This is a genomic window from Candidatus Aquicultor sp. (assembly GCF_054640775.1).
This window is the reverse complement of record NZ_JBTSLF010000067.1, coordinates 1-14,084: the sequence shown is the minus strand read 5'-3', so window position 1 is coordinate 14,084 and position 14,084 is coordinate 1. Positions and strand designations below refer to the sequence as shown.

Here is a 14,084-nt window from a genome sequence, read left to right as displayed (position 1 = left end):
ACGAATCGAAGTAGCGCGTCCCAACAGCGAGCATCTGGTTATCGCCCGTTCACCGTATCTATTTTTCAGGGTATCGACGGTCGCGACCAGCATGGTCTCCCGCTCGTCTAAGACATCGAAGATCGATGTTTGCTGCCCGGCGTCACGCCGGATGAGGTTTGTCACGCTCATCCCTATTTTAGTCACCGGGTAGATATCCAGCGGAGCTTCCTCTTTAAGCAGGAGATCTTTTGCCACATTGTAGACCCGTTTAGGCAGGTCGGTGTAGCCGCCAAGACTTGCTTGACGGCTCAGGCTAAACATCCGCCCGAGACAGAGATATACCGATACCGTTCTTCCCAGATATTCATCTTTTCGCATTCTCCTGGTGGCGCCGTCACAAAGACCCAACAGAATATCGCAGATATAATCGATATCCGTACTGCCTTTGCCCAGCGACGAGCTTTGCCCGAACGACTTTACATCCGTCCCCCGGTGCGTTGGGATTACGGGGTTATCATCGATACCGTTGGCCGCCCGGTGGAGTATCTCGCCGACGATCCCGAACTTCGCTATTAAAAGATCAAGCGGCGCTGACGCAAGATGCTTGATAGTCTTTATCCCGATAGCGTCCAGGTGCTTTCGCATCCGCGAACCCACTCCCGGGATATCGCCCACCGGCAGGGGAAGCAACACATCGGGCAGGTCCTCGGGCCTGATCTGCATCAACCCTGCCGGCTTCTTAAATTCGGAGGCCATCTTTGCGACAAGCTTACTCGGGCCGACCCCCACCGAACAGGTTAACCTGAGCCTTTCATACACCTCTTGTTGCAACCGTGCGGCGGCGTCCCTCGCCGAGCCGAAAAAATGGGCGGTTGCGGTGATATCGAGAAACGCTTCATCAATGGAGTAGACCTCCACGAGGTCGGTATATCTCTCGCATATCCGCATCAAGCGCCGTGTATTATGCAGGTATTTATCGTAATTTCCGGCTACATAGACGGCATTGGGAAGCTTGAGCTTAGCCTCAAGAACCGACATTCCGGATTTGACCCCGAACTCCCTGGCCTCATACGAAGCCGCCGCGACAACGCCCCGGTAAGAGGATAAATCATCCGAGTGGCAAACCAGCAAAGGCCTCCCCTTGTAAATCGGTGTGTCGCGCTGCTCGATTGAGGCGAAATAGGCGTCCATGTCAACATGGATAATCGTCCTTGCCATGGCTACCCCTTGCCATGTATCTTCTCGAGGCGCCAGGTCATATCCCCGGCATTCAGTGAGATCTCATAGACGTCCGCACCCGAGACTACGGTGTAGCCATAGCATTTAGAAACGCCGACCGAATACCTATAAACACCGGTTACCTCGGCGATTTTATAGTACCTGCGGTTCCACATAAACGAAACCGGTTTCAGGCGGCCGCGAAGGAAGACGGCCGATACTTCAATTGGTTCATGCACGTCAAGCACCATGATTATCTCCATTGCCAGCTTTTCTCGAGCCCTTTACGGTTTATCTGCGTTGTCCATGCATCCATATATTCGCACCGCTCGCACCCGTGTTGCTCTTACGGTTTGCCCGAGTTCGCCCGTGCGATATACGAACATATGTTCGCTTTGCTATAGATACAAGGTTATCCCCCGTGCCCCCTTTTGTCAATAGCAAGGATTACGTAAATCGCAAGGCTCGACCTCGCGCCTGCAGCAGAAAAGCTTTGGGGAGATTTAGGGGACAAGAGCGTGCTCGATAAAAAATAGACAAGAGACCGGTAAACATATGTTTACCGGTCTCTTGTCTTGAAATCTGGCTATCCGCTTTTGCAAAGCTGATTAATTAATAAGCAAGGATAGAAAATTTATTCTTCCAACCGCTGCTGCTCCAGCATATTCACCCTATGGAACAGCGATTTAAGATCGCACGGGATTCTGATTTGCGTTACATAAACGCCTTCTGGCGCTTCGATTATTACCGATGGCGTCAGCACCAGGATGCCCTTTACGCCGGCCTGGGCGAGAAGGTTAATGCTGTGCTGAACCCAGCTCGGGTGGGTTACGACTACGGCGACTTTGATTCCCATGGCGCTTAGCTCAGAAGAGACCGCCTCGACAGGCTGGACTTCCCTTCCATTAATTACCGCTCCTCTATCATTTGGGTCCTCAGAAAAGAAAGCGGCCGATATAAAACCGTACTTCTCAACCAGGAAGAAGCTAAAAAGAGAGCTTATGACCTTGGCCGATCCCACAAACGCGACCGGCGCAAACGACGGCAAGGCCAGGAATTCGCCCAGCATTTGCCGTAACCCATCGATACTATAGCCCACGCCGCGCTTTCCAGGCGTCTCGCTCATAAACGATAGGTCGTTTCTTACCGTTACTTCATTCAACCCTAAAGCGCTTGCTATTTCTTTGGATGTTATCGCACCCTTCTTGCCCGCTAAAAGCCAATCGGTTAGGAGGCAATGGTAAAGGGCGAGTCGATGAAGCACTGCTGCGGGGGTTGCTTTTGTTTTCTGCAATTTACTCATGAGTAAACCACCATCCATTGTAGTTTAGTTTACAATCTTTAGTAAAATATATACTAGACCTTGATAAAAAGCAAACGTTGTCATAGCAATTTCACGTAGTACCCCATGAAGCGCTGATATTTATTACCATTACATGAGTTTTATTGACAAACCCTGCCGCTTGTCTTACTATATTGATAATAAAATAACATACTATATTTGATTATCTCTTTGGTCGTAGTTAAAACCTATATCGGGGGCACACCAGCCACAAGCTTTTAAATTCGAAACCTCCCTGGTTTCGGCTGTCAGGAATAGCTCTGTGGCTGGTTTTTTATGTACAAGATTCTTTTTAAGAGCAGCTGAGCCACCTGCTCTCCGATTTATTTTCGGTCACATTCCGGCTAGATATCGTGCAGGTATCATACGCATTTATATGATAGTTTTACTTTGACACCGCGTTCACAATCTGTTAATAATAAAAGAGCAATAAATAGTTTAACCTGCTTTTAAGCAATTTAGCAGCGAACCTGCTAAACATTTGGAACCAGATTGTTAGGCGTGATTTCGTGGAAAAGAAAGCTTCTCAAGCAACAGACTTATTTGACGGCATTATTCGCTGGTCGTTGATCATGACGGTCGCACTTATCCCTCTTATCATCTCTCCGATTAATTTCGATTTGTTCGATTTGCCTAAGGCAACGCTTTTATATGTTCTTGCGTTGGCTGCATGTGTGAGCTTTATAGCCCGCTCCCTGTTATCGGGAGAGCTTGTTATAAAGCGGACGCCTCTTAATAAACCGCTACTTGCATTTGCAGCAATGGCAACGATTGCAACAGTAGCATCGCCTATCCCGCTCATAAGCTTGATCGGTGAATACGGCCGTTACGAGAATTTACCGACACTTTATAGCTTTGTAGTGCTTTGCTTCATGGCGACCCAATTTCTGGACGACGCAGAGTGGCGAAAAAATCTTATCTCCATCTCGTTTATTTCGTTTGGAATAATCAGCTTCTACGGCATCTTGCAGGCGCTCGGCTTTGATATTCTACCGGCGGCTCTTCGCGATTTTTCGGGGAGGGGTCGTTCCACCCTGGGCAATCCGGTCTTTTTTGGTGGCTATCTTGCGATCATGATACCGTTGCTTCTCACTTATCTCATCGACGAGGACACCCTGCCCTCGATGCCAAAAACCGCCATTGGGATGCTTCTCGTACTGGGTGTGGCTGGCACAGTGCTCTCACAGTCCCGAGGCGCATGGGTCGGAGTCATAGTAGGCATTATTGCCGTCGTCGTCATACAGCGTAAGAACCTGACCAAAGGGGCTGGAACAGCGTTTGCCATGTTGGTCTTCGGAATAGCGTTTGCCGTGCTAATCATGGCTGCTTCCGGTACAGGAAAACTGCAGACAACCGTCGCATCTATTGAGAATAAGCTCGTGTCGGCAGCAGATATCGGGCAAGGAACCCCGGCAACTCGAATAGAAATATGGAAAAGCGCGGTCGAGATGATCTCCGTACGTCCGCTCGAAGGCTATGGACCCGACCAGATGTATGCCTGGGCATCGGCATTCACGACGCTCAAGAAAGCCCAGCTCGAGGTAAATACGATTCCAGATAGAACGCATAATATATTCCTTCAAGTTGCGGTAAATGGAGGCCTAATAAGCCTGCTGGTTTTCCTGTGGATTATTATTGCGTTGGCCGGGATAGGCCTCAGGGCGCTGAAAAACAACGGAGGGCCTGTGCATACCTATGCGGCCGCAGTCATATCGGGGTTGATAGCATATGTCGCCCAGGGCTTGACCGGGGTTGATGTTATCGGAATCTCCGCTCCGGTGTGGGTGCTGGGCGGAAGCGTCGCCGCACTGCCTTATGCATGTAACACCGAGCCGATTACGATATCTTTGAAGACTAAACGGCGGGTTGAGATTATCACGGCTGTTGCATTGCTAGCATCGGTTCTTCTGGTGTTTTCCTTTAAGCCGCTGGTAGCAGACACCTATTATTTCAATGGCATCACCTACAAGCTTGTCGGGTTAACAGAACAGGCAACAGCACAGTTCAGCAAAGCCGTCGATATGGACCCATACCAGGCACAATACAGGCGAGAACTTGTAGTGAGCCTCGTAAATCAGGGCAATTCGCTAAAGAGCACATCGCTTATCGAGCAGGGCATATCAGTTGCTGAAGCAGGCCTAAGATACGACCCGGACGACTTCGATTTGTTGCTTACACAGGCGGGGGCTTATAGAATATACGCTGGGTTTGCGAACGACCAGGCCCTTATTGGCCAGGCTGAAACGTATTACAGTATGGCGATTAATAAGAACCCATACTCCACGAATCCACGTAGAGGTCTCTTAGGTCTCTACATGATACAGGAAAAATATACGGAGGCGATAGAGCAGGCAAAAGCAATATTGCGGGTAGACCCCACAGACGGCGACGTAACGTTCCGCCTCGCTCAGGCATACGAGAAAAGCGCAAAAGCCGGACGGGCAAAAACGCTTTACAAGAAACTTCTCAGACTAAATCCCAATCAGGAAGACGTTCAGGCCGCTCTTGACAACCTCGAGTATGGCAGCCAATAAACTGCTATAATCTACTTGCAAAAGCTCGCACGCAGATGGTTACAATCGCTTTTAAAAGATAAATCCGACCGTGTACGGTCGGGGATAAATAAAGGGTTTAAATGGTTAAAGTGGGAACCAAGGGTCGATTTCTTGGAGACGCCGGAAATCAAACCAAAGCTTTAATACTCCTTGCCGTTTCGCTTTTTTTGTTCCTGGGCATATCAATCCAGTTCTTTGCGGAGCGAGGGGTCCCCTGTTCCGCGTGCCATGCTACGCGGCAAGAGGTCAACTCATGGCAAGCCTCTCCTCACCGATCGGTATCATGTCTTGCTTGCCATCAAGAACCTGGCTATTTTTCCTTCTTAACCCTAGAACTCAAAGTAGGCAAGAACTTCACGGCGTGGTTGTTTCGCTCCTACCAGGATCCAATAACCGGTCAGGTAAAAAACGAGAATTGCCTCGGTTGCCATGACCGCGAGATCAAAGACACGGTCGTAAGTAAAGGTATCCGGATAAGCCATAAAGAGTTTTCAACCTACCTCTGTGTTGGTTGCCATGCCGAAGTAGCCCATAAAATGGCAAAGCGGACTAGAAATCAGCCCGATATGGATAGTTGCGCGGCCTGTCATAACTATTCGGAGGGCGATGTCACGTGTGAAAAGTGTCATCCACAACGCGCTCAAAGCGACGAGCTTTCAACCGGCGGACCCTGGAAACTGACCCATGGGCCGAACTGGAAATCAACCCATGGAATGGGCGATCCTAAAACATGCTCAACGTGCCATGACGCGAACTTTTGCATGACGTGCCACAAGAGCGAGGTTCCACATACTGAGCCTTGGTCGTACCTGCACCCAAAAGCCGCGAAGATTAATGTCGGGGGATGCTATCAGTGCCATAGGAAAAGTCTCTGCATGGATTGTCATCGTATAGAGATGCCGCACCCTCAAGGCTTTATCAAAAACCATGAGTTTGAAGTTAAAAACCACGGCTACGAGCTATGCTGGCGCTGCCATGTGCAGGATGCCTGTATAGCCTGCCACCTAAAGGCAGCCCATACGAATACGCCCGGGAGAAAATTTTCGCCGGAATCAAGAGGCGAGAAGCCAGATTCTACACAGGGCTTGCAGCAATTGTTGTTGAAAGGGCTTGAATGATGCTCCTGGATAAGCTGGGCCTTTTAGGCGCGTACATCTACATAGCATCAACGACGCAATCGGATTCACTGCTGAGCAGACTTGTGGACGACGTGGTGAACGTAAAAAAATATGTACCGCTCATCAAAAGTCTGCTTGGCCAGGTAAAAACGATCTTTAAGAATCCGCGTAACCATCCCCGTGAAGCCGTCATTATAATCGCATCGGTGGTCTTGACGTTCCTGATTATCATGCTCCTCGTAATGGTAGTCCTGTCGCTTAAGAAGCAATATAGAATTTATAAAGCTTCGAAAAGGGTCAGAAAGAAACTTCCTAGAGAAGAAGTCATAAAACGACTGGTAATAACCGGTAGCGTACTCGTGATCACTGTGTTAATCATCGCAGTCGGAAGCTCGCAACCTGCGTTTTGCGTGAGATGTCACTCGATTGAGAACAACTATGCGACGTGGGAGAAATCATCGCATAAGGATACCGCCAATTGCCTTAGCTGCCACTACGAGCCGGGCGTCTTCGGTTTCATAATCGGCAACGTTCATGGGGCGCAAAACCTGTTGTCGCACTTCGTTAAGGGTGACGACATACCGCGAGCGATAGTATCCAATGCTGCATGCCTGCAATGCCACCGGGACATTTATGACCGGACTATAACCGACGAGCGTGAAATAAAAGTGCGGCATAAGGACCTGCTTAGTGGCGGCTTGATTTGTACGAATTGTCACCCCGACGTTGCTCACTCGGTGAAGGCGAACCGGACGTTTGCGATGAACAGATGCATCACCTGTCACAACAATAAAACTGCAAGCTCAAAGTGCAGTTTATGCCACAAGCAGGATATCGCATACAAACCCAACCGGACGCTTGATGATTGGCCCAAGGTAAAAGATATCGGGTTAACGTGTACCGGCTGCCACAAGCCGGTCACGACACAACGATGCGTAGACTGCCACGGGTTAAGCTTACCGCATTCGGATGAGTTCAAAAAGCATCACCCGATGCAAGCCGAGGCACGCAATGGGCTCTGTTATAAATGCCACTTCAAGAAGATGGTTGTGAATAGGATGTGCGGTTGCCATGACCCGGGTGAGATTCATGGTAAAACCGAGGACTGGTATTTCAAACACCGTGCAGTTGCTAAACTTAACGGCGCCGGCTGCAATTGCCACGGTTTGAGTTTCTGCGCCAGGTGCCATGACGATGCCGATAAAGTCTACCCGTCGACATATGGCGGAGCTAGTGGAAACCAGATGAATGGTGGCTGGAAAACCGGCATGCAATAAACACCCAAGCAAACTCTACCTTTTGATTTGAGATTAGCGAACCCCTATACTCATAACTAACTTACTTGTTAGCTATAAGCGGTGTTTGATGGGAAAAAATGCGAAATCAAAAGAAAAGAATACCTTTCTCGATGACCTGCCAGTTTTGATCTTATCGCTGGTTCTTACCCTCCTCCCGATCATCATGTTTCCTTACAGCGAGGATATGTACGCGCTGCCGAAAGTTACGTTTCTGTATGTAGCCACGCTGCTTCTCGCTATCGTCTTTATCACGCTCTCTATCAGGAATGGGGAGTTTGTGATCCGCAGAACTCCCCTTGATATACCGGTGCTCCTCATCGTCATCTATGCCACAATCTCCCTGCTTCTCTCAGATGGACCTTTGCTCGGATTGATCGGCAAATATAAGCGATATGAAGGGCTCCCCTCCTTAATCTGCTTTGCGCTTATCTACTTTTTTACGGTTCAATCGATCAAGGGAGAAAAGAACCTGGAGCGCATGGTCAAAATAATGGCGGCGGGGTTTGCACTGGTATCGTTCTACGGCTTCCTGCAGCTATTCGGCCTTGATTTCCCAACCGTGCTGCATTTTGAGGCCAGGGTGCAATCGAGTTTCGGCAACCCGATTCTTTTCGGCTCGTATTTGGTTATCATGCTCCCCTTGCTCTTCATTCTGGCCAGAAACTCCGACGAGCAGAGGTGGCGTCTCTTCTCGTGGTCATTAATAGCGATTGGTAGCATCAACCTTATCTATACAGAGTCAAGGGGCGCCTGGTTGGGCATGGTTGCCGTTGTCATGGCGATAGTAATTAAATCAAGGAAACAAAGCGGCGTAAAAAATAAACGCACAAAGAAAGCGCGGCGTAAAACGCAGACATCGAAGTCTCTTACGTCTAAAAATAGATTTGCTGTGGTCGTGGTGACAATAACCGTATGCATAGTAGTAATAGGTTCTTTATTCGCAGCACCAAATAGTCATCTCGGCCAACGCCTGGTGTCTACGTTTGCTTTCTCGGAGGGTTCGGCGGCAACCCGGCTTGAAATATGGAAAGCCTCTTTTAAGATGGTTTCCGACAAACCGCTCTTTGGTTACGGTCTCGAGCAAATGGGTTACTGGTTTCCTCTCTATAAAACCGCGCAGCATGTGAGCCTTGCACCTAACGGCATAGCCGATCGCACGCATAATGATTTGCTCCAAGCGGCAGTTGATATGGGTCTGCCAGGGCTTCTATTGTACATGTGGATGTTTGTAATAGCCGTTCTGGGGTTATTTAGAAATAGGAGCACAATGCGTGAGACCCCCTACTCAACAGGCCTCTTTGCGGCATTGACTGGATACTTTGCGCAGTCGCAAACCGGTATCCCGGCGGTTTTCATAAGCCCTCTCGTCTGGTCGATGCTTGGAGCATCGGTTACCATCAGGTATCAGACTAAAGAAACGAGGCTCGTCGTCCCCAAATGGCTCCAACTTAAAGCAATCATACCCGTAGCGATAGCCTTATTTGTCGCCTTCTCGCTGCTCGCCATACGTCCAATCGTCGCCGACATCTATCTGTTTAAGGCCGAGCAGCTGGCACGGGTGTCGCCCGATCAGGCAGAACCCTTATTCGAGGCCCTGACCACCATCTACCCATATCAGACCGAATACCCGAAGCGCGCTACCGAGTTTTACCTTGATTTTGCGGCGTCTTCTCAAAACGAGATCTTCGCCCGTAGGGCTTCGCTCATCGCCGAACAGGGTTTGGACTACAACAAACGCGATTTCGAACTGGCCTATTATGTCGGTGAGTCAAGCCTGCTAGATTACCGATTGTCACAGGATCAGATGGCCCTCACGCGGGCCGAGAAGTATTACAAGCTTGCGCAAAAGCTGTGGCCCAGCCTCCCACTTATCAAGAGCAAACTCTTTGACGTCGCAACGCTAAAAGGTGATTCGAAAGAGGCGGCTACTATCGCACAGCAACTGATTGACATGGATCAACAAGATCCAAGGTTTTATTACGCGCTTGCGACCTACGCACAAAAAATCGGCGACCAGGTGGCCGCCAACCAGTATTTCAAAAAAGTCGAGGAGATAGCCCCCGGATTCTTATTAAAAACGAGCGGTAATTAAGAAAGTCCGGCTGGCTCGCCGGTGTCATCGTAGCAGCAGACTAAGTTCCGTCCGCGCTGTTTACAGATGTAAAGAGCCGTGTCGACGGCGCTCATCAACTCATCGCGATCCGGCCCAAGGCTTGGAAATTCCGCTAAACCGACGCTTACCGAAAGCCTGATCTCTTTGCCATTGCCTTCAACGACGAGGTCATGCACCTGACGCCGTATGCGGTTTGCCAAAATCGATGCCTGTGCGCAACTCGTACTTGGTAGGATCATGGCAAATTCATCGCCACCATACCTTGCTTTATAATCGGTCTGGCGCGAGCACGAGCGTATCGTGTCCGCAATCTTCTTAAGCGCCCAATCGCCTTTTGTATAGCCGAAATCATCGTTAATGTAATTAAGGTTGTCAACATCCATAAGAAGTACGGCAAAATATCCCCCGTATCTTTGCGCTCGCATAATCTCACCATCAAGCGTAGTGAAAAAATGCCGGCCGTTGTTGAGACCGGTAAGGCTATCGGTGATCGAGAGTTCCTCTGTTTTATCGATAAGCAACGCTTTCTGCAATGCAAGCGATGCCTGCCCGGCAAATGCCGAGAAGAGCATTACTTCTCTATCAGAAAACTTCCTCGGCTTAAAATCTCCGACAAAAAGGAACCCGATGACATCATCGGCCTCTTTTAGTGCGGTAGCCAATACTGATATCGTGCCCTCATTCATCACTGGGTTATCAAAAAGCGGCTCTTGCTTAATATCGTCGATGAGGATCGGTCCCTTTCCATCGAGAAGGCTTTCGGTTATCCCCCCGGGCTGCAGCTCCCATACAAAATCGCCAATATTCTTGGAGTAACCGACGAGGTCGGCGAGCCTGCAGGTTTCCGTTTTTTCGTTGAAGATAACGATGCTGCCCGCGGCGCATCCCGTTATCTTTATGGCATGCTCCACAATCGTGCGGTAGATCGCCTTACTATCCTTTTGCGAGGCAAATTCGTAGCCTACCGCAAGGATACTGTCGATATCCTCGCCGTAACTCCTCTGCCGTGCCAGAATGTCCTTGATAACATCGGCGCTCTTGCCTTTTATGACCTCAACCGCACCAAGGCCTTCCATCTCGCCGATTATAATAGCCTCATCAGCGGCATCGATGATTAAGTCCACATCACCGATGGCTGGAAGCTCTTCGATTTTATCAAAAAGGGGAATATTCATCTCTTGCGCGATCAAGGCGTTTGATGTGTCCCGCCTTGGGTTGCAAAGCCCGATTATATTAATAGATGGGCAATCGTTTAACATCGATGTAAGGTGGGCACCTTCATCTCCAGCGCTGATTATTGCGACGTTTATGGACTGTTTAGCTTTCATTGATTGCAACCCCCTCGACTGGTTTTACGCTTACCTGCCTTAGCACTTTTATCGTCTGGCCCATAAAAAAGCTTTAGCATTACTATAGCAATCCTGCACCGTAAAAACCAGCTTCGCATCAGCCCTGTACATACGGCCACTGTGCTGTTGCAAGGCAAAAACAAGGGCGCTTAAAAGGTGGCAAACAACCCGCCTGTATGCCATAGTAGAACCATTACGAACAAATTTTCTTTATGTTTTGGAACATGGCGAATACAAGCAGCAAAGAACAACTCATTACAGAAATAGACGACATCATCCTGTGGGGAACGGTCGCCGCTCCGTTCATTGTTTTACTTGTCTTCTCCCCGTTAAACCTGGATTACTTCGGCCTGCCCAAGCTTACGGCTCTGTACCTGCTTACGCTATTTCTCGTCTACTTGCAGGCCAGGAAGTGGCTTGCGACCGGCCGTATCGAGATACCGATTACAGCAAGCCTGCTCATAGCAGGGCTGGTTCTGCTGGGGATTACGATTACCGCTGCGATCTCAGCTAACCCGCTCGCAAGCTTTATTGGCAGGTTTAACAGGTATGAGAGTGTTCCTGCCGGTATATGCTTCATGATCATCATGTGGTTTGCATATAAAGCAGCCCGGAACAGGCTATTTGCCAGGCGCTTTGAGCCGGTGTTTATGGGTGCGTTCGCTCTCGTTGCCGTTTATGGGATGCTTGAGGTCTTTGGGCTTGACATGCTGCATCCTGGTTTCCAGACTGGAGGAAGAATCAGCTCTACGCTTGGCAACCCGGTATTTTTCGGCGGCTTCTTGGCGATGTCGATCCCCATACTCCTGGCGAAAGCCCTCTTCCCGCCCGAAGACGATAAACAGGTATGGGACCATCCAATCATTGTTTTCAGCCTCCTCGGCCTTGGCGCGGCAATGTTGTTCACTACGATGTCTCGAGGAGCTTGGCTGGGCGCCCTTGCAGGCACCATAGTAGTTATATATCAAAGGCTCAAACGCCCGAAAGCGTCTCAAATACAATCACCCCGGCAAAATTACTGGGCGCTCTTGATTATATTAGGCGCTCTTCTTGGGATCATCTTCTCGGTCTCGCTTAACTTGGGGACCACTCGGGTTCTTGATATGGCGCGGGCATCTGGCTCACTCGAGAGCCGCATCGAGATATGGAAAAGCTCTCTTCACATGATCGCCGACAGGCCGCTTACCGGGTATGGTTTGGGACAAACCAGCGACTGGTTTAATAAGTATACGACCGTGCATCTGGCACGTATCGAAAACAGCTTCAACGACCGTGCACACAATATCTACTTACAGATGGCAATCGACGGTGGGCTCCCGTTACTACTCGCCCAGCTCTGGCTCATCATATATGTTCTCGCTAATTTGATTGCTAATATCATCTCTAATATCTTCGCCAAAGGTATGCGATCGATAAGGCAGGAGGACCGCTCTATAGCAATCGGTCTCCTCGGTACTATGGTTGCTTACCTTACCCAGGGATTAACCGGAATTGCGACTAATGAGTTAAGCACATTTTTCTGGTTTATCATGGGTGCAAGCACCGGCTTGGTAACAAAACACGCTGTTTACCTGCTTCGGCACCAAGTGAATAGGGGGGTCGTCTTAAAAGTCGTGGCTATTCCGACACTGCTCCTGCTGGCCGTGGCCGCAATAACCCCGCTGGCCGTCGAAGCCCGCTACTATGCACTCTCGAATGAGGCCGATACGACGCTCAGCGATTCCGCCCTTGAAAACGCATATGCTTTCGGTACGTATTGCGCGGTACAGCCATATTATCAGTGGCATCTGGCCAACGTATGCCTGGATTTCACCGGGGATCGGGATGATCCACGCTACGCAAGATTAGCGATAGCGCCGATAAAACGTGGATTACGGTATAGCCCGGAGTACCCACAACTTTTACATACCCTCGGCAAGGCCTACCTCACATCCGCCCGTTACACCAAAGACAAGCGCGATCTGGACCTAGCCGATCTCTACCTTAATCGTGCCCGGGATAAGGCCCCTCTCTCCCTAGGCATCTCTGTCGATTTACTTGAACTCTACTTACGAAAAAAGAAGCTTAACGAGGTCATACAATGCGCTGAGTCCGTACGTACATTTGAGGGGAGCAATCTTGAAGCGCTCGTTGCCGAATCGGCCGCCTACGAACTAAAGGGCGACACGGCAAGGGCCAAAGAACTCTTATCGGAGGCCGTTAAGTCGGACCCTAACGCCAAGGGTATGAAAGACCGTCTCTTGTCTCTTGTGGGGGATTCTTCCTCTGTCAAGGCGGCGATAAAATCAAAGTAATGAAGTGGGTCGGCATTACTTTGATATCTGACAACTGCTGCAACCACCGCTGCAAGAGGTCGGCCCGGGCAAACTCGCCATACAGCGGGGACAAGCCATAATCAACATGTTGTCCGTTTTAAACCCGCAGACTTTACAGACCTTGGGTTCCGGTTTCGCTATCGTACATTTCACTTTAAAGCCCCCTAATCAGAATTTGCGCGATGATTCCACCAAGGCCGAACGCTAAGACCCAGCTCCCGAACCAAATCGGTACTGCCTGTTTCCAACCGCGCTCCTTGAAAAGAATCATAACCGACGCGATACAGGGCACGAACAGGGTGATCGTAACCAGCGCAACTACCGTCTGCATCGGTGTAAGATGCATAGCGTAGAGCCCCGCCGCACCGAAATCTCTCCTGACAAGGCCCATAACAAAAGCGGTGGCGGCTTCTTTTGGAAGCCTGAGCCATCCGGTCGTAATCGGTTCCCAGAGGTTCTGCCAGACGGTAAGCATTCCAGAGACCTGCATCACCGATACGATAAGCGCGCCTACAAAGAACCAGGGCGTTGCCTCCTTCATAAAAGCAAACGACCTCGTTACCGCTTTTCTCACGACATTATCCGGTCTCGGCAAACGTAATGGCGGCAGGTCGATTAACAACGGCGAGGACTTGCCGGGAAGCCACTTAGAAAGCACCGTCCCTATAGCCACCAGCGTTAAAAAGATGAACCCGGTATAGAGCAGGGTATAAAGACCACCGATCGCGCCCAAAAGCACGGCGATAACCCCGATCTGCGCGGAGCAGGGTATGGCCCACTGCAGGATCGCGGTG

General features: G+C 49.9%; 10 protein-coding genes. 5 read left to right on the top strand and 5 right to left on the bottom strand.

Features of this window, described 5'->3' with window-relative positions; translation table 11 throughout:
• The 3 genes from dinB to ACYC56_RS07210 form a co-directional block, all read right to left on the bottom strand.
• Positions 1 to 1,200, bottom strand: a 1,200-nt coding sequence (gene dinB / locus ACYC56_RS07220) for a DNA polymerase IV (RefSeq protein ID WP_461373508.1), incomplete at its 3' end; no start/stop codon positions are given.
• Between the two features lie 2 nt (positions 1,201 to 1,202).
• Positions 1,203 to 1,463 (bottom strand): hypothetical protein, encoded by a 261-nt coding sequence (locus ACYC56_RS07215; RefSeq protein WP_461373507.1) that lies wholly within the window; start codon positions 1,461 to 1,463, stop codon positions 1,203 to 1,205.
• 371 nt (positions 1,464 to 1,834) lie between these two features.
• Entirely contained in the window at positions 1,835 to 2,503 is a 669-nt protein-coding gene (locus ACYC56_RS07210) for a winged-helix domain-containing protein (protein ID WP_461373506.1), read from the bottom strand.
• 548 nt (positions 2,504 to 3,051) lie between these two features.
• On the opposite strand from ACYC56_RS07210, the gene ACYC56_RS07205 reads away from it, so the two are divergent.
• The 4 genes from ACYC56_RS07205 to ACYC56_RS07190 all read left to right on the top strand — a co-directional run bounded on the left by ACYC56_RS07205 (position 3,052) and on the right by ACYC56_RS07190 (position 9,605).
• On the top strand, positions 3,052 to 5,076 hold the full coding sequence (locus ACYC56_RS07205; RefSeq protein ID WP_461373505.1) for an O-antigen ligase family protein: 2,025 nt from the start codon (positions 3,052 to 3,054) through the stop codon (positions 5,074 to 5,076).
• 101 nt (positions 5,077 to 5,177) lie between these two features.
• Positions 5,178 to 6,215, top strand: a complete 1,038-nt coding sequence (locus ACYC56_RS07200; protein ID WP_461373504.1) for a hypothetical protein — start codon at positions 5,178 to 5,180, stop codon at positions 6,213 to 6,215.
• A complete protein-coding gene (locus ACYC56_RS07195; protein ID WP_461373503.1) occupies positions 6,212 to 7,492 on the top strand; it encodes a NapC/NirT family cytochrome c in 1,281 nt (426 codons plus the stop codon). The genes ACYC56_RS07200 and ACYC56_RS07195 overlap by 4 nt, the downstream gene beginning before the upstream one ends.
• 88 nt (positions 7,493 to 7,580) lie before the next feature.
• Positions 7,581 to 9,605 (top strand): O-antigen ligase family protein, encoded by a 2,025-nt coding sequence (locus tag ACYC56_RS07190; protein ID WP_461373502.1) that lies wholly within the window; start codon positions 7,581 to 7,583, stop codon positions 9,603 to 9,605.
• Here ACYC56_RS07190 and ACYC56_RS07185 read toward each other — a convergent pair.
• Positions 9,602 to 10,954, bottom strand: a complete 1,353-nt coding sequence (locus tag ACYC56_RS07185) for a diguanylate cyclase (protein WP_461373501.1) — start codon at positions 10,952 to 10,954, stop codon at positions 9,602 to 9,604. The two genes, ACYC56_RS07190 and ACYC56_RS07185, sit on opposite strands and share 4 nt — an antisense overlap.
• Before the next feature lie 245 nt (positions 10,955 to 11,199).
• On the opposite strand from ACYC56_RS07185, the gene ACYC56_RS07180 reads away from it, so the two are divergent.
• Positions 11,200 to 13,269, top strand: coding sequence for an O-antigen ligase family protein (locus tag ACYC56_RS07180; protein ID WP_461373500.1), 2,070 nt, complete (start codon positions 11,200 to 11,202; stop codon positions 13,267 to 13,269).
• A gap of 175 nt (positions 13,270 to 13,444) precedes the next feature.
• On the opposite strand, the gene ACYC56_RS07175 is transcribed toward ACYC56_RS07180, so the two are convergent.
• Positions 13,445 to 14,084, bottom strand: a 640-nt coding sequence (locus tag ACYC56_RS07175) for a nucleoside recognition domain-containing protein (RefSeq protein WP_461373499.1), incomplete at its 5' end; no start/stop codon positions are given.